The 19,758-nt window shown below is 72.9% G+C and carries 20 protein-coding genes, 1 pseudogene and 1 riboswitch; of the genes and pseudogenes, 12 read left to right on the forward strand and 9 right to left on the reverse strand.

The window, feature by feature from the left end:
• Positions 1–19: 19 nt before the first annotated feature.
• Positions 20–952: an oxamate carbamoyltransferase subunit AllH family protein gene (locus NDW01_RS02170; protein ID WP_252816030.1), complete on the reverse strand. Its 933-nt coding sequence runs from the start codon at positions 950–952 to the stop codon at positions 20–22.
• A gap of 223 nt (positions 953–1,175) precedes the next feature.
• Here NDW01_RS02170 and NDW01_RS02175 point away from each other — a divergent pair, with 223 nt between their 5' ends.
• From NDW01_RS02175 to NDW01_RS02185, 3 genes are all read left to right on the forward strand, one after another.
• Complete coding sequence (locus tag NDW01_RS02175) at positions 1,176–2,915, forward strand: PucR family transcriptional regulator (protein WP_252816032.1); 1,740 nt, start codon at positions 1,176–1,178, stop codon at positions 2,913–2,915.
• A gap of 95 nt (positions 2,916–3,010) precedes the next feature.
• Positions 3,011–4,417 (forward strand): uracil-xanthine permease family protein, encoded by a 1,407-nt coding sequence (locus tag NDW01_RS02180; RefSeq protein ID WP_252816035.1) that lies wholly within the window; start codon positions 3,011–3,013, stop codon positions 4,415–4,417.
• Positions 4,418–4,590: 173 nt separating this feature from the next.
• Positions 4,591–4,989 carry an NUDIX hydrolase gene (locus NDW01_RS02185; RefSeq protein ID WP_252816037.1) on the forward strand — a complete coding sequence of 133 codons (399 nt, stop codon included), beginning with the start codon at positions 4,591–4,593 and terminating at the stop codon, positions 4,987–4,989.
• Between the two features lie 105 nt (positions 4,990–5,094).
• Here the strand turns inward: NDW01_RS02185 and NDW01_RS02190 are convergent, their stop codons facing one another.
• Positions 5,095–5,835, reverse strand: coding sequence for a sulfite exporter TauE/SafE family protein (locus NDW01_RS02190; protein ID WP_252816039.1), 741 nt, complete (start codon positions 5,833–5,835; stop codon positions 5,095–5,097).
• A 16-nt stretch (positions 5,836–5,851) separates the two neighbouring features.
• A complete protein-coding gene (locus tag NDW01_RS02195; protein ID WP_252816040.1) occupies positions 5,852–6,325 on the reverse strand; it encodes a GNAT family N-acetyltransferase in 474 nt (157 codons plus the stop codon).
• Positions 6,326–6,449: 124 nt separating this feature from the next.
• Positions 6,450–6,534: riboswitch (ZMP/ZTP riboswitch) on the forward strand.
• Between the two features lie 49 nt (positions 6,535–6,583).
• Between NDW01_RS02195 and NDW01_RS02200 the strand changes: the two are divergent.
• From NDW01_RS02200 to NDW01_RS02225, 6 genes and pseudogenes are all read left to right on the forward strand, one after another.
• Positions 6,584–7,207 (forward strand): annotated as a pseudogene (locus NDW01_RS02200) (bifunctional 5,10-methylenetetrahydrofolate dehydrogenase/5,10-methenyltetrahydrofolate cyclohydrolase); the annotation flags it as partial.
• A gap of 100 nt (positions 7,208–7,307) precedes the next feature.
• Positions 7,308–8,507 carry an RNA-guided endonuclease InsQ/TnpB family protein gene (locus NDW01_RS02205; protein ID WP_252816043.1) on the forward strand — a complete coding sequence of 400 codons (1,200 nt, stop codon included), beginning with the start codon at positions 7,308–7,310 and terminating at the stop codon, positions 8,505–8,507.
• Positions 8,508–8,515: 8 nt separating this feature from the next.
• Positions 8,516–8,767, forward strand: a complete 252-nt coding sequence (locus tag NDW01_RS02210; protein WP_305883744.1) for a hypothetical protein — start codon at positions 8,516–8,518, stop codon at positions 8,765–8,767.
• 150 nt (positions 8,768–8,917) lie between these two features.
• Complete coding sequence (gene deoC, locus NDW01_RS02215; protein WP_252816044.1) at positions 8,918–9,862, forward strand: deoxyribose-phosphate aldolase; 945 nt, start codon at positions 8,918–8,920, stop codon at positions 9,860–9,862.
• Positions 9,863–9,866: 4 nt separating this feature from the next.
• Complete coding sequence (locus NDW01_RS02220) at positions 9,867–11,291, forward strand: aldehyde dehydrogenase family protein (protein WP_252816046.1); 1,425 nt, start codon at positions 9,867–9,869, stop codon at positions 11,289–11,291.
• Positions 11,288–12,142: an aldehyde dehydrogenase family protein gene (locus NDW01_RS02225; RefSeq protein WP_252816048.1), complete on the forward strand. Its 855-nt coding sequence runs from the start codon at positions 11,288–11,290 to the stop codon at positions 12,140–12,142. The genes NDW01_RS02220 and NDW01_RS02225 overlap by 4 nt, the downstream gene beginning before the upstream one ends.
• Positions 12,143–12,274: 132 nt before the next feature.
• On the opposite strand, the gene NDW01_RS02230 is transcribed toward NDW01_RS02225, so the two are convergent.
• The 4 genes from NDW01_RS02230 to NDW01_RS02245 form a co-directional block, all read right to left on the reverse strand.
• The gene (locus tag NDW01_RS02230; RefSeq protein ID WP_252816050.1) at positions 12,275–12,838 is read right to left on the reverse strand and encodes a PadR family transcriptional regulator; all 564 of its coding nucleotides are present in this window, start codon (positions 12,836–12,838) and stop codon (positions 12,275–12,277) included.
• Between the two features lie 82 nt (positions 12,839–12,920).
• Positions 12,921–13,775, reverse strand: a complete 855-nt coding sequence (locus NDW01_RS02235; RefSeq protein ID WP_252816052.1) for a polysaccharide deacetylase family protein — start codon at positions 13,773–13,775, stop codon at positions 12,921–12,923.
• A 97-nt stretch (positions 13,776–13,872) separates the two neighbouring features.
• On the reverse strand, positions 13,873–14,694 hold the full coding sequence (locus NDW01_RS02240) for a polysaccharide deacetylase family protein (protein ID WP_252816054.1): 822 nt from the start codon (positions 14,692–14,694) through the stop codon (positions 13,873–13,875).
• Positions 14,695–14,844: 150 nt separating this feature from the next.
• The gene (locus NDW01_RS02245; protein WP_252816055.1) at positions 14,845–15,426 is read right to left on the reverse strand and encodes a TetR/AcrR family transcriptional regulator; all 582 of its coding nucleotides are present in this window, start codon (positions 15,424–15,426) and stop codon (positions 14,845–14,847) included.
• Between the two features lie 104 nt (positions 15,427–15,530).
• Between NDW01_RS02245 and NDW01_RS02250 the strand changes: the two genes are divergently transcribed.
• Entirely contained in the window at positions 15,531–16,166 is a 636-nt protein-coding gene (locus NDW01_RS02250; protein ID WP_252816056.1) for an NAD(P)-dependent oxidoreductase, read from the forward strand.
• Between the two features lie 72 nt (positions 16,167–16,238).
• On the opposite strand, the gene NDW01_RS02255 is transcribed toward NDW01_RS02250, so the two are convergent.
• Positions 16,239–16,613 carry an FKBP-type peptidyl-prolyl cis-trans isomerase gene (locus NDW01_RS02255; protein ID WP_252816057.1) on the reverse strand — a complete coding sequence of 125 codons (375 nt, stop codon included), beginning with the start codon at positions 16,611–16,613 and terminating at the stop codon, positions 16,239–16,241.
• Positions 16,614–16,725: 112 nt separating this feature from the next.
• Between NDW01_RS02255 and NDW01_RS02260 the strand changes: the two genes are divergently transcribed.
• Entirely contained in the window at positions 16,726–17,337 is a 612-nt protein-coding gene (locus NDW01_RS02260) for a DsbA family oxidoreductase (RefSeq protein ID WP_252816058.1), read from the forward strand.
• Between the two features lie 301 nt (positions 17,338–17,638).
• Positions 17,639–19,012, forward strand: coding sequence for an APC family permease (locus NDW01_RS02265; protein ID WP_252816059.1), 1,374 nt, complete (start codon positions 17,639–17,641; stop codon positions 19,010–19,012).
• Here NDW01_RS02265 and NDW01_RS02270 read toward each other — a convergent pair.
• A complete protein-coding gene (locus NDW01_RS02270) occupies positions 18,948–19,739 on the reverse strand; it encodes a carbon-nitrogen hydrolase family protein (protein ID WP_252816060.1) in 792 nt (263 codons plus the stop codon). The genes NDW01_RS02265 and NDW01_RS02270 overlap by 65 nt on opposite strands.
• Positions 19,740–19,758 lie beyond the last annotated feature (19 nt).

Raw genomic sequence — 19,758 nt, forward strand, 5'->3', positions numbered from 1 at the left:
TGTGGCCACCGGTCCCCGGTCACGGCTCACCGGGAGCGGCGGTCCGCCCGTCCCGGTGCGGGCCGCTCAGCGCGAGGGCGGCGCGGCAGCCGGTCAGCAGGCCCCAGGCGACGTCGCTGCCGGACGTGTGACCGACCTCGACGAGGCGGCGTGCGGCGGGTGCGAGGTCCTCCTGGCCGGCGATGCCGCGCAGTACGGCCGCGGCCTCCACGCTCGCCTGCCCCCGTGCGGCGCACTGCAGCAGCGTCGCCGCCAGGGCGGTCGTGCGCTCGCACGCGTACGCGGTGACGGCGGCGCCGATCCAGTCGGCCAGCCGTACGGCCCGGCTCCCGCCGGGGACCGCCCCGCCGAGCAGGCGCAGCGCGAGCAGGAGACCGGCCAGCGCGTCGTCGCCGCTCGGGGTGAGGCCCGGACCGAGCCCGACGATCCGTTCCGCCGCGTCGACGGCGTGGGCGAGGTCCCCGGCCGCGCAGCTGTCGGCGAGGACGTCCGGCACGGGATGCCCGCTCAGTCCCCAGGGCCCGGCGAGGTCGCCGAGCGCGCGGGCCCCGTGCGCCAGCCGGGCGAGCGACAGCGGGCCGAGCACCGGGGTCGGGTCCCACCAGCGCCGGATCCGTACCCGGAGCCGGGCTGCGACCTCCACGCCGCCCTCACCGACGAACGCCACGTCCCCCTCACGGACGCCGCGGAACGGCTCCTGCCGCGCGGGGACGGCCAGGACGACGGCGTTCGGCGGTCGCACGGCGTCCGTGGTGACGAGCGCGACGACGATCGGCTCGGCGGGCCCGTCGACCCTCAGGTAGGTCGTCGCGGGGAACACCGCGACCGCGCGGGCGGTGCGCCGGGGACCGCCGAGCACGGCGCGGACGCCGAGGCTGGCGGCGCCCGGCAGGCTCAGGGCCGGGGCGGTGCGCGGGCCGCGTCGCCGCCCCGCGGTGGTGGACGCCCTCATCCGGACCTCCCGCGGTGCGATGGGTCGGACCGCCCTCGGCGTACCGGACGCGGGTCGCTCAGGCCCGGTCGCGGCCCCGGCCGGGGCCGGTCACGGTCGTGAACGTAAACCGGCCCGGGCCATGGCCGTATGGAGAATCCTGACAAGGATGGTTGCCAGCGTTCGTATTTCTCGTCATCGTGTGATCGTTACTCGGGGGTCAACTTCGGCAGATTGGGCGGCTATGTCGTCTTCGTGCGGATCTCGTCCTCCGGCTCTGCGTTCCACCGGCTCCGGCACCCCGGCGTACGGACTGTCCGTCGAAGAGGTTCTGGGCCTGTCGGCACTGGCGGGCGCCCGGCTCGTCGCCGGCGCGGGCGGTCTCGACCGCGTCGTGCAGCGCCTCAACGTCATCGAGGTCCCCGACGTCCGCGGCTGGGTCAAGCCGAACGAACTCCTGCTGACCACCGGCTATCCGCTGCGGCACATCCCCGAGAACCTCGGCCGGCTCGTCGCCGACCTCGACGCCCGCGACCTGACGGCCCTCGCCGTCAAACCCGGCCGCTACCTCGACCGCCTGCCGGACGAGATGCTCGAACAGGCCGACCGGCTCGACTTCCCGCTGATCCGGCTGCCCGAGGACGCCGGGTTCGACGACATCCTCAACCAGGTCCTCGCCCGCATCCTCGACCGCCAGGCCGCCGTCCTGGCGCGCGGGGAGGAGGTGCACCGCGCCCTCGTGCAGATCGTGCTGTGCGGCGGCGGCCTGCAGGAGGTGACCGACGAGGTCGCCGAGCTCCTGGGCGCCGCGGTGACCGTCCTCGACGGCGACGGGCGGCAGCTCGCGGCCTCCGGCGACGACGCGCTCCTGACCCGGCTGCGGGACGCGCTCTCGGACCTCCCGCCGGCCGGCGAGCCCGAGGCGCGGGCCGTCGTCGATCACGTCCCACCGGCCGGCGCCCCCGCGGCGTGGCCCGCCGACGCCGCGCGGGGGGAGACCGCGCCCGTACCCGGCGGCCCGGTCACGGACGGCGACCCGGGGACCGGATCCGGCGGCCCCATCGTCGTGCCCGTCGTCGCGGGCGGGTTCACCCACGGGCGGATGGCGGTGCTCGGCGTCCCGGCGGCCGACGCCGGCATCCTCGAACGCGTGGCCACCGTCGTCGCCCTCGTCCTCACCCGGCAGCACGCCGTGTCGGCGGTCGAGAGCAAGTACCGGGCCTACTTCCTGCGCGACGTCCTCACCGGCCGGTCCGGAGCGGACGAGCGCGTGATCGCCCACAGCGCGAGCTTCGGCTGGGACCTCGGCCGCCCCGCCACCGTGGTCGTCGCCGAACTCGACCACGGGCCGGCGCGCGTGCCGGAGGAGCGCGTCCTCCAGGACCGCCTGGTGGCCGCGTGGACCTCGGCGGTCCGGCGCCGGGACCGCAAGGGCGCGGTGGCCGGCTTCTCGGGCGTGGTCGCCGCGGTCGTCGCCGCCGACGCCTGCGACGCACCGGCGCTGGCCAAGGACGCCGCCGCCGTCTTCGCCGACCAGGACCGGACCTTCTCCACCGGCGTGAGCCGCGTGGCCCAGCAGCCCTGCGGCCTGCCGTCCGCGTACGACCAGGCGCTGCGGGCGGTGCGCGTCGGGCGTCAGATGAACGGCGACGGGGCCGTCGTCCACTTCGACGACCTCGGCGTCTTCCGGCTGCTCAGCCTGGTCGAGGACACCGCCGAGCTGCACGCCTTCGTCCAGGAGACCCTCGGCGAGCTCGCCGGCGACCAGGACTCCGAGGCCGTCGACCTGCGGCGCACCCTGCAGGTGCTGCTGGAGACCAACCTCAACGTCGCCGAGACCGCCCGCCGGCTGCACTTCCACTACAACACGCTCCGTTACCGCATCGGTAAGCTGGAGCGCCTGCTGGGCCCGTTCACCGACGACGCCCATCTGCGCCTCAACCTGACGCTCGCGCTGCACGTCCTGCGGATGCGGGGGATCTGAGGCCCGACCGCCCGCGCACGGGCCGGGCAGGCGTTCGGCTCCACAGCGCGGGCGGGCCGGTGCGTCACGCCCGCGGTGACCCCCCGGGAGGACTGATGGCGATCGGCTGGAAACTGCACGGCGACGGGCGCACCCCCGCGCCCGGCGAGGTCGTCGGCCCGGACGAGCGCCTGTCCTGGGGCCGCACCGTCGGCATCGGCGCCCAGCACGTGGTCGCCATGTTCGGCGCCACGTTCGTGTTCCCGGTCGTGATGGGACTCGACCCGAACCTGGCGATCCTGATGTCCGGGATCGCGACCATCCTGTTCCTGCTCGTCTCCGCCGGAAAGGTGCCGAGCTACCTCGGGAGCAGCGCGTCCTTCGTCGGCGCCGTCGCGTCCATCCGCGCGGCCGGCGGCGGCACCGCCCAGGTGACCGGCGCGATCCTCGTCGCCGGCGCGGTCCTGGCCGTCGTCGGCGTGGTCATCCACGTCCTGGGCGCGCAGGTCATCCACCGGATCTTCCCGCCCGTGGTCACCGGCGCGGTGGTCATGCTGATCGGCTTCAACCTCGCGCCCGTCGTCGCCGACACCTACTGGCCGCAGGACCAGTGGGTCGCGCTCGCCACCCTGGCCGTCGTCGTCCTGTGCGCCGTGGTCCTGCGCGGGTTCTGGTCGCGGATCGCGGTCCTCATCGGCCTGGTCTTCGGCTTCGTGCTGTCGTGGATCCTGGACGAGACGGCCGGCCGGATCACCGCCCCCGACGGCACCGGCAAGGTCACCTCCCACTTCCGCGTGAACCTGAGCGGTGTGAAGGGCGCGGACTGGTTCGGCCTCCCGCACTTCCACGCCCCGGACTTCAAGACCTCGGCCATCCTCGTGGCGCTGCCCCCGGTGATCGCGCTGATCGCGGAGAACACCGGCCACGTCAAGGCCGTCGCCGCGATGACCGGCGCCGACCTCGACCCGTACCTCGGCCGCGCCATCGCCGCCGACGGCGCCACCACCGTGCTCGCCACCGCGGTCGGCGGCGCCCCGACCACGACGTACGCCGAGAACATCGGGGTCATGGCCGCCACGCGGATCTACTCGACCGCCGCCTACTACGTCGCCGCGATCGTCGCGATCCTCGTCGGCCTGTGCCCGAAGTTCGGCGCGCTGGTGGCCGCCACCCCCGGCGGCGTCCTCGGCGGCATCACCGTCGTGCTGTACGGCATGATCGGCCTGCTCGGCGCCAAGATCTGGATCGAGAACCGCGTCGACTTCGGCGACCCGGTGAACCTCGTGCCCGTCGCGGCCGGCCTCATCCTGGCCATCGGCAACGTCACCCTGAAGATCACCGGGGACTTCCCGCTGCAGGGCATCGCCCTCGGCACCGTCGCCGTGCTGCTGGGCTACCACGTCCTGAACGCCGTCCAGCGCACCCCGCGCGACACCGGCGCGGGCGTCATCGCCCCCGGCGAGCGCGACGCCGTCCCCGGCGCCCCGGAGCGCCGTCCCGGGAGCGGCGGAGACGCACGATGACCAGGTAGAGGCGCGGGCGGCCGGTGACGCGCCGGAGGGCACGAGACGCCCGAGCCGCCCGGCCCCGCCCGGTTCCGGTACCGCGGCCGGCGACGACCGCCTCCGAACGGCGCGTTCCCCGCTCGGTAGATTCGGGCGGGTCAGAGTCGTCCGGGGATCGGAGCGCAGGCGGGATGTCGGTCATCGACAAGGTGGCGTGGGTCAGGGTCGAGGACGGCAGGGTCCTCAGCACGCGTTCGCGGGGCAAGGACGCCTACTACTTCCCCGGTGGGAAGCGCGAGGCGGGGGAGAGCGACGCGCAGACCCTGGCCCGCGAGGTCCGGGAAGAGCTCACCGTCCTCATCGTGCCCGAGACGGTGGCGCACCTGGGCACGTACGAGGCGCAGGCGCACGGCCAGCCGGACGGCGTGACGGTGAGGATGACCTGCTACACCGGCGACTACCGCGGCACCCTCGCGCCCAGCAGCGAGATCGAGGAGGTCGTCTGGCTCTCCTACGCCGACCGCGACCGGGTGTCCCCGGTCGATCAGCTCATCTTCGACGACCTGCGAGCGTCCGGCCACCTGCGCTGAGCGGCCGTAGCGGCGCGCCGGCACCTGCGCTGGGCTGCGGTGCCGCGTCGGCCGACTGGTCGTCGCCGCTCGCCGCCTGCCGGAGGACGCGGCGACCGCCGACGCTCAGTGAGCGGTGAGCTCCCACAGGCCCTTGGCCAACGTGGTGAGGCCGCCGGCGAGCGCGAGCAGCAGCACGAGCCGGCGCGCCCGTGCCTCCGGTATCCGGTCCGCGAGCGCCTTCCCGGCGACGGCGCCGCCCGCGATGCCGGCCGCGACCAGCAGCCAGGCCGGGGAGGTGAGCCGAGGGGCGCCCTTGACCAGGAGGGACAGGGCGTTGACGGTGACGCCGTAGAACTGGGCGTTCGGCACGAACTCGCGCACCGGCCAGTCGGCGTTGACCGCGTAGAGCGACATCGCCGGTCCGCCGACACCGGCCGCGGAGTTCATGAAGCCACTGGCGGCCCCGGCGGCCAGCGCCCCGGAGGGGCCGCGCAGGGCGGACAGCCGGGCGCCGTACGCCACGAGCAGCACCGCCGCGCTCACCAGCGCGCCCATCCCGGCGAGCAGCACGTCCTGCGGCAGGCGTGCGGCCACCCACGCCCCGGCGGGAACGGCGCACGCGGCCGCGGCGACGAGCGGCACCATCGCCCGCAGCCGCACCCGCCGCCATCCGTCGGCCAGGCCGATCAGGCTGATGGCGCCGGACGCCGCGTTCGACAGGAGGACCCCCTGCGCGGGGCCGAGGAGCAGCACGAGCGCGGGCGCCGCGACCAGCGCGAAGCCGATGCCCGCGAGCCGCTGCACGGACGCGCCCGCCAGGACGACCCCGCTCAGGACCAGCTCGGCCGTCCATCCGCCGCTCACGTCGCGTCCTCGCTCCTCAGCGGCCGAGGTGCTTCTCGAACCAGTGGTCGGCGTAGGGGCCGTCGTTGTACGGCTCGATCTCCTCGTATCCGGCGGCGGCGTACAGGGCGCGGGCCTCCACCAGGTCGCGGCGGGTGTCGAGGCGCATCGTGCGCGCGCCGAGCCGGACGGCCGCGCTCTCGGCCGCCTCCAGCAGCGCGCGGCCGCCGCCGGTACGCCGCGCCGCCGGGAGCACGTACAGCCGGGTCAGCTCCGCGACGCCCGGAGCGATCAGCCGCACACCCACGCAGCCCGACGGCACCCCGTCGTACCGCCCCACCAGGAAACAGGCCAGATCGTCGCTGGGGTCCTCGGCCATCGCGGCGTCGACCTCGGCCTCGGTGGCCGGCCTGCCGTAGTACCGCGAGGCGACGTCCGTGAAGTAGGTCCGCAGCAGCCCCGCCGTCCCGACCGGCTCCGCCCCGATCGCCCAGGTCGCTCCAATGATCACCCGGCAACCGTACTGAGCCGTTGAGGAGACGCGAACCGATTATCGGCGCCGGAGCGGTTCCCCTGGCGTTTCCCGCCGCCTATCGGCGGTGGACGCCGGTGACCACCGAAGGGCGGTACGGTACGACTCGGGCCGCGACTGGCGCTGAGGTGGAGCACCACCGGGGAGCGGCCCGCACACACGTCGGGTCGTGCGCCTGGGCCGAGTCACCTCGACCGTTCGGGAGCAGCCATGACCCAGCCGCAGACCGCCCGTCTCATGGACGGCGCCGGCCCGGCCCGCCGCATCGTCGAGCGCAGCGCCGCCAGGGCCGCGCGGATCACCCGGGAGGCCGGCACGCCGCCGTGCCTGGCGACCGTGCTGGTCGGCGACGACCCCGCGTCCGTGACGTACGTCCGCATGAAGCGCGCCCGGTGCGAGAAGGCCGGCATCGCCTCGCGGCACGTGGGATTGCCGGCCACGACCACCACGGCCGAACTGGTCGACACCGTCACCGCCCTGTCACAGGACCCGGGAGTGCACGGCATCCTGCTGCAGCACCCGGCCGGGCCGCACATCGACGAGCGCGCCGCGTTCGAGGCCATCGCGCCGCACAAGGACGTCGACGGTCTCACACTGCAGTCGTTCGGCGCGATGAGCTTCGGGCTGCCGGGCTTCGCGTCCTGCACCCCTGGCGGCATCATGCGGCTGCTGGAGGAGTACGACGTCGAACTCGCCGGACGGCACGCCGTCGTGGTCGGCCGCAGCGCCATCCTCGGCAGGCCGGTCGGGATGATGCTGCTGGCCGGGGACGCCACGGTCACGTACTGCCACTCGCGTACCGTCGGCCTGCCCTCGATCGTGCGGCAGGCCGACATCCTGGTCGCGGCCGTCGGGCGGCCGCGGTTCATCGGCTTCTCGGCGTGGAGACCCCGGCCTTCAGGCCGGGGAGGAAACGCCGTTCCCTCCTCGGAGTGTCGGCGGTGGTGGTTAGGGTGCGGGCATGCGGTTCCGGCTTGCGCCCACGCCCGCCCAGGAGCAGGCGCTGCTGGAGCACTGCTCGCACGCCCGTTATGTGTGGAATCTCGCGGTGGAGCAGCATCGGCATTGGCGGCCGGGCCGGCAGAGTGCGCCGGGTTATGCGGAGCAGTCGCGTCAGTTGACCGAGGCGAGGAAGGCGTTTGCGTGGCTGGGGGCGGGGTCGCAGACGGTGCAGCAGCAGGCGTTGCGTGACTTCGCCCAGGCCATGAGCAACTTCTTCGCCGGGACGCACCGGCGGCCGACCTGGCGCAAGGCGGGCGTGCATGAGGGGTTCCGGATCGTCGGGCAGCGCGGCAAGGCCTGGGATGTGCGCCGGTTGTCCCGCAAGGTCGGGCAGGTGTGGATTCCGAAGGTCGGCTGGGTGCGGTTCCGCTGGTCCCGGCAGGTGTCTGGCATCGCGAAGTCGTTTCGGGTGAGGCGGGATCGGGCGGGGCGCTGGCATGTGTGCTTCGCGGTGATCCCGCCGCCCGTCGAGGGGCCGGGTACGGGTGAGGTCGTCGGCGTTGATCGTGGGGTGGCGGTCTCGGCGGCCTTGTCCACCGGCGAGCGGCTGTCGGTGCCGGGTCTGCGTGCCACCGAGGCCAGCCGTATGCGGCGGTTGCAGCGCCGGCTGGCGTGCGCGGAGCGCGGGTCGAACCGCCGCGCCCGGGTCAAGGCCGTGATCGCCCGGTTGAAGGCGCGTGAGAGCGATCGGCGTAAGGACTGGGTGGAGCAGACCTCCACTGATCTGGCCCGCCGGTTCGATCTGATCGGGGTCGAGGACCTGAAGGTCAAGAACATGGTGCGGTCCGCGCGCGGCACGACCGCCGCGCCGGGCACGAACGTGCGCGCCAAGGCCGGGCTGAATCGCTCCATCCACGCCGCCGGTTGGGGTCTGCTCGTGACCCGTCTGGAGCAGAAGGCGCCGGGCCGGGTGGAGAAGGTCAATCCCGCGTACACGTCTCAGACCTGTCATGCCTGTGGGCACTGCGCTGCGGAGAGCCGCGAGAGCCAAGCGGTTTTTCGTTGTCGCGCCTGCGGGCATGTCGATCACGCGGATGTGAACGCGGCCAAGAACATCAGAGACATCGCCGTCGGGCGGACGGTGACAGCGCGGGGAGCCCTCCAGCCGTTGGGCGGGGCTGTGAACCGCGAACCTCAACCTGTTCTCTCCTGCGGGTAGGGATCGGGTTGGAATCCCCCGCCTTCAGGCGGGGGAGGGCGTCAACCGGGGCGAGGACGTCACCCGGAGCCGTCGTGATCGACGCCGGGTCCAATCCCGGCAACGTCGGGGACGTGGACTTCGAGACCGCCCGGACCCGCGCGAGCCTCATCACCCCCGTGCCCGGCGGCGTCGGCCCCATGACGATCGCCGTCCTACTCGAGCAGACCGTCGACGCGGCGGCCCGCCAACTCGGCGTGGACCTCGGCGAAGCGGGGTGAGCGCACGCCTGCGACGCTGAGGCTGGTCGTCGTGGTGTTGCCGTCCGTTATGCGTAGGTTGTTGAATCTTGGGGCGATCGCGCGACTCCCGGTGGGCATCTTCCGCACGGCGGCGCTAACCTCGATCGACACTCGAACACAGGGGGAGACGTGCCTGACCTGTCGACCTTCGCAGACACGGCCGTATCACCGGCCGAGCTCCGCGGCTTCCTGCACGGTCTGCCGCCGGTGGACCAGGTGGGAGCGGAGGAGCGGGCCGCGCGGCTGGCGACCCGTTCGATCAAGAAGTCGGCGAAGGCGTACGCGATCGACCTGGCGATCTCGATGGTCGACCTGACGACGCTCGAAGGCGCGGACACCCCCGGCAAGGTGCGGGCCCTGTGCGCGAAGGCGGCCCATCCGGATCCGGCCGACGCGAGCGCGCCGAAGGTCGCGGCGGTCTGCGTCTACTCCGACCTCGTCGGCGAGGCGGTCCGCGCCCTGGACGGCACGGGGATCGGGGTCGCCAGCGTCGCGACCGCGTTCCCGTCGGGGCGGGCGCCGCTCGACGCCAAGCTCGCCGACACCCGCCGGGCGATCGACGACGGCGCCTCCGAGATCGACATGGTGATCGACCGCGGCGCGTTCCTCGCCGGCGACCACCGGAAGGTGTTCGACGAGATCGTCGCGATCAAGGCCGAGTGCGGCGACGCGCACCTGAAGGTCATCCTGGAGACCGGCGAGCTGGCCACCTACGACAACGTCCGGCGCGCGTCGTGGCTGGCGATGCTGGCCGGCGCCGACTTCATCAAGACGAGCACGGGCAAGGTGAGCCCGGCCGCCACCCTGCCGGTCACCCTGATCATGCTGGAGGCCGTGCGCGACTTCCGCGCCGCGACCGGCCGCCAGGTGGGCGTCAAGCCGGCGGGCGGCATCCGTACGACCAAGGACGCCGTCAAGTACCTCGTGCTCGTGAACGAGACGGCCGGGCCGGACTGGCTGACGCCCGACTGGTTCCGGCTGGGCGCGTCCAGCCTCCTCAACGACCTGCTGATGCAGCGCCACAAGCTCACGACCGGCGTGTACGGCGGTCCCGACTACTTCACCCTGGACTGATCGGATGAGTTTCGAGTACGCCCCCGCGCCGGAGTCACGGGACATCGTCGACCTCAAGCCGTCCTACGGCCTGTACGTCGACGGGGAGTTCGTGGAGGCGAAGAACACCTTCAAGACGATCAACCCGGCCACCGAGGAGACCCTGGCCGAGGTCGCCGAGGCCGGCGCCGACGACGTCGACCGCGCCGTCGCGGCGGCCCGCCGCGCGTACGACACGGTCTGGGGCCCGATGCCGGGTGCCGAGCGGGCGAAGTACCTCTTCCGGATCGCGCGGCTGATCCAGGAGCGGTCCCGCGAGCTGGCGGTCCTGGAGTCCATCGACAACGGCAAGCCGATCCGCGAGTCGCGGGACGTCGACCTGCCGCTGGTCGCCGCGCACTTCTTCTACTACGCGGGCTGGGCCGACAAGCTCCCGTACGCAGGGTTCGGCCCCGACCCGAGGCCGCTGGGCGTCGCCGGGCAGGTCATCCCCTGGAACTTCCCGCTGCTCATGCTCGCGTGGAAGATCGCGCCGGCGCTGGCCTGCGGCAACACGGTCGTCCTGAAGCCGGCCGAGACGACGCCGCTGACGGCGCTGGCGTTCGCCGAGATCTGCGCGCAGGCGGAGCTGCCGCCCGGCGTCGTGAACATCCTCACCGGGGCGGGGGAGACGGGCCGCGCGCTGGTCGAGCACCCCGGCGTCGACAAGGTCGCCTTCACCGGCTCCACCGAGGTCGGCCGGCAGATCGCCCGCTCGGTCGCCGGCACGGGCAAGAGGCTCACGCTGGAGCTGGGCGGCAAGGCGGCGAACATCGTCTTCGACGACGCGCCCCTCGACCAGGCCGTCGAGGGCATCGTCAACGGGATCTTCTTCAACCAGGGCCACGTGTGCTGCGCCGGATCGCGGCTGCTCGCCCAGGAGTCGGTCGCCGACGAGCTGCTCGACCGGCTGAAGGCGCGCATGGCGACGCTGCGGGTCGGCGACCCCCTGGACAAGAACACCGACGTCGGCGCGATCAACTCCGCCGCCCAGCTCGCGAAGATCCGAGAGCTGTCCGACAGCGGCGAGGTGGAGGGGGCGACCCGCTGGTCCCCGGCGTGTGAACTGCCCGAGCGCGGGTTCTGGTTCGCGCCGACCGTGTTCACCGGGGTCGCGGCGTCGCACCGGATCGCCCGCGAGGAGATCTTCGGGCCGGTCCTGTCGGTGCTGACGTTCCGCACCCCGGCCGAGGCGGTCGAGAAGGCCAACAACACCCCGTACGGCCTGTCGGCGGGCATCTGGACCGACAAGGGGTCGCGGATCCTGTGGGCGGCCGAGCGGCTCCGGGCCGGGGTCGTCTGGGCGAACACCTTCAACAAGTTCGATCCCGCCTCGCCCTTCGGCGGGTACAAGGAGTCCGGTTTCGGGCGCGAGGGCGGACGGCACGGACTGGAGGCGTACCTGCGGTGAGCGAGCGGTTGAGTGTTCGCAAGACCTACAAGCTGTTCATCGGGGGAGCGTTCCCCCGGTCGGAGTCCGGCAGGACCGTCATCGTGAACGACGCCAAGGGCAGGTTCCTGGCCAACGCCGCGCGGGCCTCCCGCAAGGACGTACGGGACGCGGTCGTGGCCGCGCGCAAGGCGCAGGCCGGCTGGGCGGCGCGGACCGGCTACAACCGCGGCCAGATCCTCTACCGCGTCGCGGAGATGCTGGAGGGGCGGCGCGGCCAGTTCGTCGAGGAGCTGCGCGGCGCCGGCCTCGGCAAGACGGCCGCCGCCGTGGAGGTGGACGCGGCGATCGACCGGTGGGTCTGGTACGCCGGGTGGGCCGACAAGATCGCCCAGGTGACGGGGTCGGCCAACGCCGTCTCCGGCCCGTTCTTCAACTTCTCCACGCCCGAGCCCACCGGCGTCGTCGGGGTGATCGCCCCCGACTCGCCGCTGCTGGGGCTGGTCTCGGTGCTCGCCCCGGTCGTCGTGACCGGCAACACCGCGGTCGTCGTCGCCTCGGAGTCCGCGCCGCTCCCGGCGATCACCCTGGCCGAGGTGCTCGCCACCTCCGACGTGCCCGGCGGCGTGATCAATCTGCTCACCGGCCACCGCGCCGAGCTGGCCCCCTGGCTGGCCTCGCACCAGGACGTCAACGCGATCGACCTGACCGGCGCGCCCGGCGACCTGGCGGCGGACTGCGAGCGGGCGGCGGCGGACAACCTCAAGCGGGTGCACCGCCCCGGCGACGCCGACTGGTCCGCCGACCCCGGCACCGCGCGGATGACCGCGTTCCTGGAGACGAAGACCGTCTGGCACCCGGTCGGTGTCTGAACGCGCCGCCCGTCTGAACGCGCCGCCCGTCTGAACGCGCCGCCCGTCTGAACGCGCCGCCCGTCTCAGCGGGCCGTCGTCGTCCCGGCGGGCCGTCGTCTCAGGGCGCGGGCTCGCCTGGGCGCGCCGGCGTCAGTTGTCGCGCCAGCGGTCGCGGGGGGACGGGTCCGGGAGCTCGTCCTCGTCGTCGGCCGCGGCGGCGATGGTCTCCCAGAAGGCGGCGTGCGCCTGCTCGTGGAGGATGCCGAGGGAGAGCGTGTGGTCGCAGGACCGGCCCGGCCCGTCGGCGTCCAGTGCCGCGCGCCGCCGGCGGTACCGCTCGACCTTGTCCCGGTGCCGCTCGGCCTGGCTGCGGGCGAGGCGCAGGAGATCCTCCGGCTCACCGAGGTCGGCGAACGCCAGCCTGAGCTGCGCGGGGTCGCGGTTGTCGGCCGGGGGCGCCTCGGGCGCCGCCAGCCACGCGCGCAGCGCCCGTTCGCCCTCGGGGGTGAGGTGGAAGAAGCGCCGCCGTCTGCCGCCCTCCTCGGCCTCCTCGCGCAGCAGGCCCAGCTCCGCGAGCCGGGGCGGATCCCGGTAGAGCTGAGCGTGGGGGATCGGCCAGAAGAACCCGACGCTCTCCTCGACCCGCGCCTTCAGCTCGTACGGGGTCATGGGGCCGTGCCGGGCGATCAGGCCGAGCACCACGTAGGCCGACATGCTCAACTCCACCCGCGCCTCCTGGCGGCCGTCGTCCGCGAGACCGTCTCGTCGTCTCTCCCCCATACCCCGGCCCATCGCGCTACTCGAAATATTGCGGGGGGAGATGGTCACGTACCGCGGCCGGAGTGAACCCCTGCTTCTTGATCGAGCGGAGCATCCGCTTGAAGTCGGCGGTCATGTTCGGGTTGAAGTGCACCAGGATGATGTCGCCCCGGTGCAGCTTGCCGGCCACCTGGTAGGCGATGCTCCCGTTGCTGACCACCTCGCGCCAGAAGAAGACGGCCTTCATCCCGCAGTCCCGCGCGGCCCGTAGCGTGTCGTGGTCGGTCGAGCCGTACGGCGCGCGGAACAGCGTCGGGCGCGCGCCGTACTGCTTGGTGTAGATGTCGGCCGCGTCGCAGATCTCCTGCTTCTGCCGCTTGTACGACAGCTTGGGCATGTACGGGTGCGTCATCGTGTGATCCTCGATGAGCGCGCCCGCCTGCTGGAGCTCGCGGAAGTACCCGTAGTCCTTCTTGACCGCCATGTTCGCCAGGAACAGCGTCACGGGGATCCGCTCGTCGCGGATCAGCCGGACGAAGTCGGCGTCCTTCTCCCAGCCGTCGTCGATGGTGATGAAGACGATCTTGTCCTGGGTCGGGATGCGGCTGATGACCGGGGGCAGTCCGTCGCGCGACCGGGGGATCGGCGAGGGGGAGGTCGCGGTGGGCGATCCGCTCGGCGTCGCCGACGCCGAAGGCGACGCGGAGGGGGACGGGGGAGCCGGAGAGGACGGCGGCCCGTGGCCGGGGGTCTGGCTCGGTGCGCCGTCACCCGCTCCTCGTGAGGCGACCGGCGCGGCCGTTCTGGTGCGGGCGCCGTTGTGGCAGGCCGCCAGGCCGCCCGCGGTGAGCACGGCGAGGGCGGCCGCGGTCAGAGTACGCAGTTGTGGCATCGGATGTTCCTCTGGAACGGCGATACGTCGGTTACCAGGCTGTCCCGATTCGAGGGGGTACCAACCTGTTCGTGCCGGGGTGTGGACGTGGGATGGCTCACCCCGCCGCCTCTCCGCCCAGCGAACGGGGCAGGTAGTTCTGCAGCGCCGCGGGCCGCAGTCCCGCCTGCCGGATCCAGGTGAGCAGGCGCTGGAAGTCGCCGGCGAGGCCGGGGCGGAAGTGCATCAGGATGATGTCGCCGGCCCGCAGGTCCGAGCCGCCGTCCATGCGGGCCAGCTTCCCGGACAGGCCGTTGTAGAACTCCACGGACCAGATGACGACCGACTTCATCCCGCAGTCGCGGGCCGCCGTCCGGGTGACCTGGTCGTACGATCCGCCGGGCGGCCGGAAGATCTGGGGCCGCCGCCCGTACTGCCGGGCGTCGATGTCGGCCGAATCGCAGATCTGCCGGTGCTGCGCCTCCGAGGACAGCCGCCGCATGTCGTTGTACGGCGCGGCGTGGTCCATGGTGTGGTCCTGGATCGCCGCGCCGGCGTGCTGCAGCGCCCAGAAGTACTCATAGCCGGTGCGTGCCGCCTGGTCGGTGAGGAAGACCATGATCGGCACCCGCTGTGTCCGGACCTCCTCGACGAAGCGGGTGTCGTGCTCCCAGCCGTCGTCGATGGTGATGAAGACGACCTTGTCGTTCGTCTTGATCCGGTCGACCACCGGCGGCAGGCCGTCACCGCGCCGCTCGTACGACACCTGCCAGGTGCCGGGCTTCGGCGCGGGCCAGTGCGGCGGCGCCATGACCTGCGCCATCGCGGGCGGACCCGCGGGCTGCGAGTGAGAATCCTCGACCCGTCCCCGGACGTCGGGCCACACGCCGGAGGCCACTCCGATCGCCGCCGCCAGCACGCACGACGCGATCAACCGCATTTCACGCATCCATCCCAGCTTCCCCTCAGTGGATCTTAAGTATCCGCATAGGGGTTGATGCCCGAAAGTGGCGGTCAGGTTCGAGCGAACCTTCTTCACTTCCCGGGCGGTGGCGGGCCGCGGGGCGGTGGGAGGGAGGGAAGGGGCGGTTCAGCCCGCGCCGAGGGAGCGCAGCAGTGTGGTGCTCAGGGCGTTCACCGTCGCGTCCGGCACCGGCCTGGCGTCGGGCCCCTCGGTGAAGTACTGGAGGAACGCCTGCTGGAAGCAGGCGCCGGTCAGCAGGGCGGCGGCCGCGTCGGTGTCGGCGCCGGCCGGGATCCGCCCGAGGTCGCGTTCGGCGCGCAGGTAGGCGGCGAACCGGCGGACCAGGTGCTCCGGCCCGGCGCCGTACTGGCGCAGCGACTCGCGCTGGGCGGCCATGAGCCGCGGATCACCCAGGAGCGAGCCGAGCATCGGCAGGGCCTCCAGGTAGAAGTCGGCGATGGCCCGCGTCAGCGCGGCGACGGTCTCGGCGACGCTCCCGGTGCCGGGGCGCGGGGCCATGCGGGCGAAGCCGGGCATCCGCTCGCGCAGGACGGCGAGCATCAGTTCCGTCTTGTCGCTGAAGTGCTTGTAGAGGGCCGCCTCGGACAGGCCTGCCGCCTTGGCGATCTCCTTGGTGGTGGTGCGCGCGACGCCGCGTTCGCGCATCAGGCCGGCGGCGGCGTCGAGGATGCGATCCCGGGTCGTCACGGTCCCCCTTGGTCTGCGAGCTTTGCTCCATTATGGTGGTTAGTAAGCACTCACTCACCCACTCGCCGACTCTACGCTCACCGACCGCGAAGGGCGGACGATCCATGAGACTCACGATCTTCGGGGCGACCGGGGGAACCGGCACCCAACTGGTCCGGCAGGCGCTGGAGCGCGGTCACGAGGTGACGGCCGTGGTACGCGACCCGTCGCGGCTCGACGTCCCCGCGCGCGATCGCCTCGACGTGGTCACCGCCGACGTGATGGACCCGGCCGCCATCACGCCCGCCGTCGCCGCAGCCGATGCCGTCGTCTCCGCGCTCGGCCATCGCGGCACCGGCCCGACGACCGTCTGCCAGGACGCCGCCCGCGGCATCATCGCGGCGATGACCAGGACCGGCGCCCGCCGTTTCCTCATGGTCAGCGCCGCGGGCATGGTCACCGACCCCGGCGACGGCCCCCTGACGCGCTACGTCGCGAAACCGATCCTGCAGCGGATCCTCCGGAACAACTTCGCCGACATGGGCCGGGCCGAGGAGGAGGTCCGCGGTGGCGACCTCGACTGGACGATCGTCCGGCCACCGCGGCTCACCGACAAGGAGGGCACCGGGCGGTACCGCACCGCGACCGACCGCAGCATCCGGGGCGGGGTGCACATCTCCCGCGCCGACCTCGCCACCGGCATCCTCGCGATGATCCCCGACGACGCGACGGTGCGGCGGCACGTCTGGATCGCGCATTGACCGCCGGACGAGCCACGGCCCCGCCACCGGGGTTCCGGTGACGGGGCCGTGGTCCGGGCCTGCGGGAGAGCGTCAGCTGACGCCCAGCAGGTCGACGACGAAGATCAGCGTCTCGCCCGGCTTGATCGCGCGGCCGGCGCCGCGGTCGCCGTAGCCCAGGTGCGGCGGGATGACGAGCTTGCGGCGCCCGCCGACCCGCATGCCGGCGACGCCCTGGTCCCAGCCCTGGATGACGCGGCCTGCCCCGAGCGGGAAGCTGAAGGCCTCACCGCGGTTCCACGAGGCGTCGAACTCCTCGCCGGTCGAGTGCGCCACGCCGACGTAGTGCACCGAGACGGTCGACCCGGGGGTGGCCTCGGCACCGTCGCCGACCGTGATGTCGGTGATCTGCAGGTCGGCGGGCGGCTCGCCCTCGGGGAAGTCGATCTCGGGTCGCTCAAGCGCCATGGGGATGTCTCTCATTGTCGGTGATATCGAGTTCCCAAGCGTATCCACCTGTGACCGCTGTGGGGCCGGTGGAATGCGCGGCCCGCCGGGGCGGTTGCGATCCTTTGTGAACGTGGAGATTTTCTCGGATGTCGTATGCCCCTGGTGTTACCTGGGCCGGGCGCGGTTCACGGCCGCCGCCCGCGACTTCGGCGGCGAGGTGAACGTCACCTGGCGGCCGTACCAGCTCGATCCCGGCGCCTCGGGCGGCGGGCTGATGAACGACAGCCTCGCCAAAAAGTTCGGCGGCGCCGACCGCGTCGCCGAGGCGCACGCGCGGATGCGGGAGCTGATGGCGGCCGAGGGCCTGCCGTACGCGCCGGAGAAGGCGCTGAGCGCCAACACCCGCGACGCGCACCGGGTGATCGCGCTGGCCGGTGAGGCGGGCGTCCAGGACGCCGTCGTGGGCCGGCTGTTCCGCGCCCACCACGCCGAGGGCCGGGACCTGAACGACCACGGGACGCTCGCCGAGCTCGCCGCCGAGGCCGGGGTGTCGGACGTCGCGGAGCGCCTCGCGGCGGGGGAGGGCGACGCGGCGGTCGGCGCGCAGCTGGAGGTGGCGCGGACGATCGGTGTCACCGGGGTCCCGTTCTTCGTCTTCGAGGGCACCTGGGCGGTGTCCGGGGCGCAGTCACGGGAGTTCTTCGGCAACGCCCTCGCGGAGGTGGCCGCCAAGTCCGGCTGACCCGTCGGCCGGAGATCGCTTCCGAAGACGGCCTGAGGCCGGCGACCCGTCGGCCGGGGATCGCTTCTGGAGGCGGTCCGAGGCCGGCGACCCGCCCGCCGGGAGCCGCCTTCCGGAGGTGGCCGCCGAGGACCGCCGACCCGCCGGCCGGGCGCGGCCGGGTCCACTGGGACTGACGGGGGCGATGAGGCGGTTCCAGGTCATGTCAACCCCTTGACCTGGTAAAACGCTTTGGGGTCCCGAATCGCGGGCGGATACATTCCGACATACGGCTACATCCGATTCCCCCGGGAGACCTTTCTTGGAGCCGCAGGCACTTCGCCGCAGCCTGTCGCTGCGCGACCTCATCGTCTACGGACTGCTCTTCATCGGCCCGCTCGCGCCGGTGGGCGTCTTCGGCGTCCTCGACGCCAAGAGCTCCGGGGCGGTCGCCCTCGTTTACCTGGTCGCGACGATCGCGATGGGCTTCACCGCCCTGTCGTACGCGCAGATGTCGCGCCGGGTCCCGAACGCCGGCTCGGTGTTCGCCTACGCCAGCGCCGGGCTCGGCCGGCCCGCGGGCCTGCTGGCCGGCTGGATGGCGATGCTGGACTACCTGCTGATCCCCGCGGTGGCGTACCTGTTCTGCGGGATCGCCCTGCACTCGCAGGTGCCCTCGGTGCCCGCCTGGGTCTTCACCGCGGTCGCGTTCGTCCTGACCACCGCGTTCAACCTGGCCGGCGTGCGCGTCGCGGCGCGGGTCGGGTTCGTCGTGCTGGTGATCGAGATCCTGCTCCTCGCGGTCTTCGTGGTCGCCGCGATCGTCGTCCTGATCACGCACGGGCCCTCCCGGCCGTGGACGTCGCCGTTCGGCGGCGCCGGCGGGATGACCGCGCCCGCCGTCATGGGCGCCGTCTCCGTCGCCGTGCTGTCCTTCCTCGGCTTCGACGGGATCGCCTCCTTCGCCGAGGAGAACACCGGCGACGAGCGCCAGGTCGGCCGCGCGGTGCTGTTCTGCCTGGGCCTCGCCGGTCTGCTGTTCGTCGTGCAGACGTACCTCGCCGGGCTGCTCATGCCCATGAGCCCCGGCCACCTCGCGGGGGCGCCCGCCGAGCAGGGCACGGCCTTCTACACGATGACCGACGTGGCCTTCGGGTCCTGGCTCCACCTGACGTTCGTCATCGTGAAGGGCATCGGGCCGGCGTTCTCCGCCATGTCGGCGGTCGCGGCCGCCTCCCGGCTGATGTACGGGATGGCCCGCGACCACGGCCTGCCCAAGGCGCTCGCCACCGTCGACTCCCGCACCCGCGTGCCACGGGCCGCCCTCCTCACGACGGCGGGCGTGGCGGCCGTCGTGTCGATCTGGGCGGCCTGGCTGTCCAACGGCCTCGACGTGCTCGTTTCGATCGTGAACATCGGCGCCCTCGTCGCCTTCACCCTGCTGCACGCATCGGTGGCCGGTTACTTCGTCGTGCGCCACCGGAGCCGGGCCTGGCTGCCGCACCTGCTCGTGCCGGCCGCGGGCGCCGCCGTCTCGATCTGGATCATCGTGTCGGCGACCACGATGGCGAAGATCGTCGGCGGCGCCTGGCTCCTGATCGGGCTGGTCCTGGTCGCCCTGCAGTACCGGGTCAGGCGAACAGGTCGGGGCGGCGGTGTTCCAGCGCCGGGAGGGTCTTCCGCACGTGTTCGGTGACGACGTCGTCGATCTCCACCACGCGCACGCCCGGGAACGGCCCCAGGTCGGTCTGGACCGTGCCCATCGGGTCCACGAGCAGGCTGCGTCCCACCCCGATCGCGCCGCCCTGCGCGTGCGGCGGGTCCGGGGCCTTGTCGACGGCGGCCGTCCAGACGGTGTTCTCGATGGCGCGGGCGCGGACGAGCGTGACCCAGTGCTCCTCCTTGAAGTTGCCCTGGGCCCAGGAGGCGATCACGGCGAGTAGATCGGCGCCGCGATCGACCAGCGCCCTGGCCAACTCGGGGAAGCGCAGGTCGTAGCAGGTGATCAGACCGATCCGCGCCCCGGCCAGCTCGACGACCACCGGCGTGTCCCCGGGAGCGATCAGCTCCGACTCCCGGAACCCGAACGCGTCGAAGAGGTGGATCTTGCGGTAGGCGCCGGCCCGCCGGCCGTCGGTGTCGATCGCGACGGCGGTGTTGTACACCCGGCCGTCCGGCGACGGCTCGAAGACGCCCGCGATCACGGCCGTACGGTGCCGGCGCGCGGCCTCGGCCAGCGTGGTCACCCAGGGGCCGTCGAGGGGCTCGGCGGCCGCGGCCATGGCGCGGCCGAACCGCACCTGCACCGCCTCCGGGAAGATCGCCAGGTCGGCCTCCGAGGCGACCGCGAGCGCCTCCAGGACATGCTCCAGGTTCTCCTTGGGGTCGTCGCCGACCGGGATCTGGCACAGGGCGATCCGCATGACGGGCCTCCTCATCTCG

This window comes from Actinoallomurus soli (assembly GCF_024055715.1).
Classification (GTDB): domain Bacteria; phylum Actinomycetota; class Actinomycetes; order Streptosporangiales; family Streptosporangiaceae; genus Actinoallomurus; species Actinoallomurus soli.

Coding starts and splice junctions, on each gene's coding strand:
- NDW01_RS02250 (WP_252816056.1), top strand. CDS start 15,531: ATGAGACTCACGATCTTCGGGGCGACCGGGGGAACCGGCACCCAACTG.
- NDW01_RS02230 (WP_252816050.1), bottom strand. CDS start 12,838: ATGTCGGCCTACGTGGTGCTCGGCCTGATCGCCCGGCACGGCCCCATG.
- NDW01_RS02270 (WP_252816060.1), bottom strand. CDS start 19,739: ATGCGGATCGCCCTGTGCCAGATCCCGGTCGGCGACGACCCCAAGGAG.
- NDW01_RS02235 (WP_252816052.1), bottom strand. CDS start 13,775: ATGCCACAACTGCGTACTCTGACCGCGGCCGCCCTCGCCGTGCTCACC.
- NDW01_RS02220 (WP_252816046.1), top strand. CDS start 9,867: ATGAGTTTCGAGTACGCCCCCGCGCCGGAGTCACGGGACATCGTCGAC.
- NDW01_RS02255 (WP_252816057.1), bottom strand. CDS start 16,613: ATGGCGCTTGAGCGACCCGAGATCGACTTCCCCGAGGGCGAGCCGCCC.
- NDW01_RS02180 (WP_252816035.1), top strand. CDS start 3,011: ATGGCGATCGGCTGGAAACTGCACGGCGACGGGCGCACCCCCGCGCCC.
- NDW01_RS02170 (WP_252816030.1), bottom strand. CDS start 952: ATGAGGGCGTCCACCACCGCGGGGCGGCGACGCGGCCCGCGCACCGCC.
- NDW01_RS02205 (WP_252816043.1), top strand. CDS start 7,308: ATGCGGTTCCGGCTTGCGCCCACGCCCGCCCAGGAGCAGGCGCTGCTG.
- NDW01_RS02185 (WP_252816037.1), top strand. CDS start 4,591: ATGTCGGTCATCGACAAGGTGGCGTGGGTCAGGGTCGAGGACGGCAGG.
- NDW01_RS02175 (WP_252816032.1), top strand. CDS start 1,176: ATGTCGTCTTCGTGCGGATCTCGTCCTCCGGCTCTGCGTTCCACCGGC.
- NDW01_RS02240 (WP_252816054.1), bottom strand. CDS start 14,694: ATGCGGTTGATCGCGTCGTGCGTGCTGGCGGCGGCGATCGGAGTGGCC.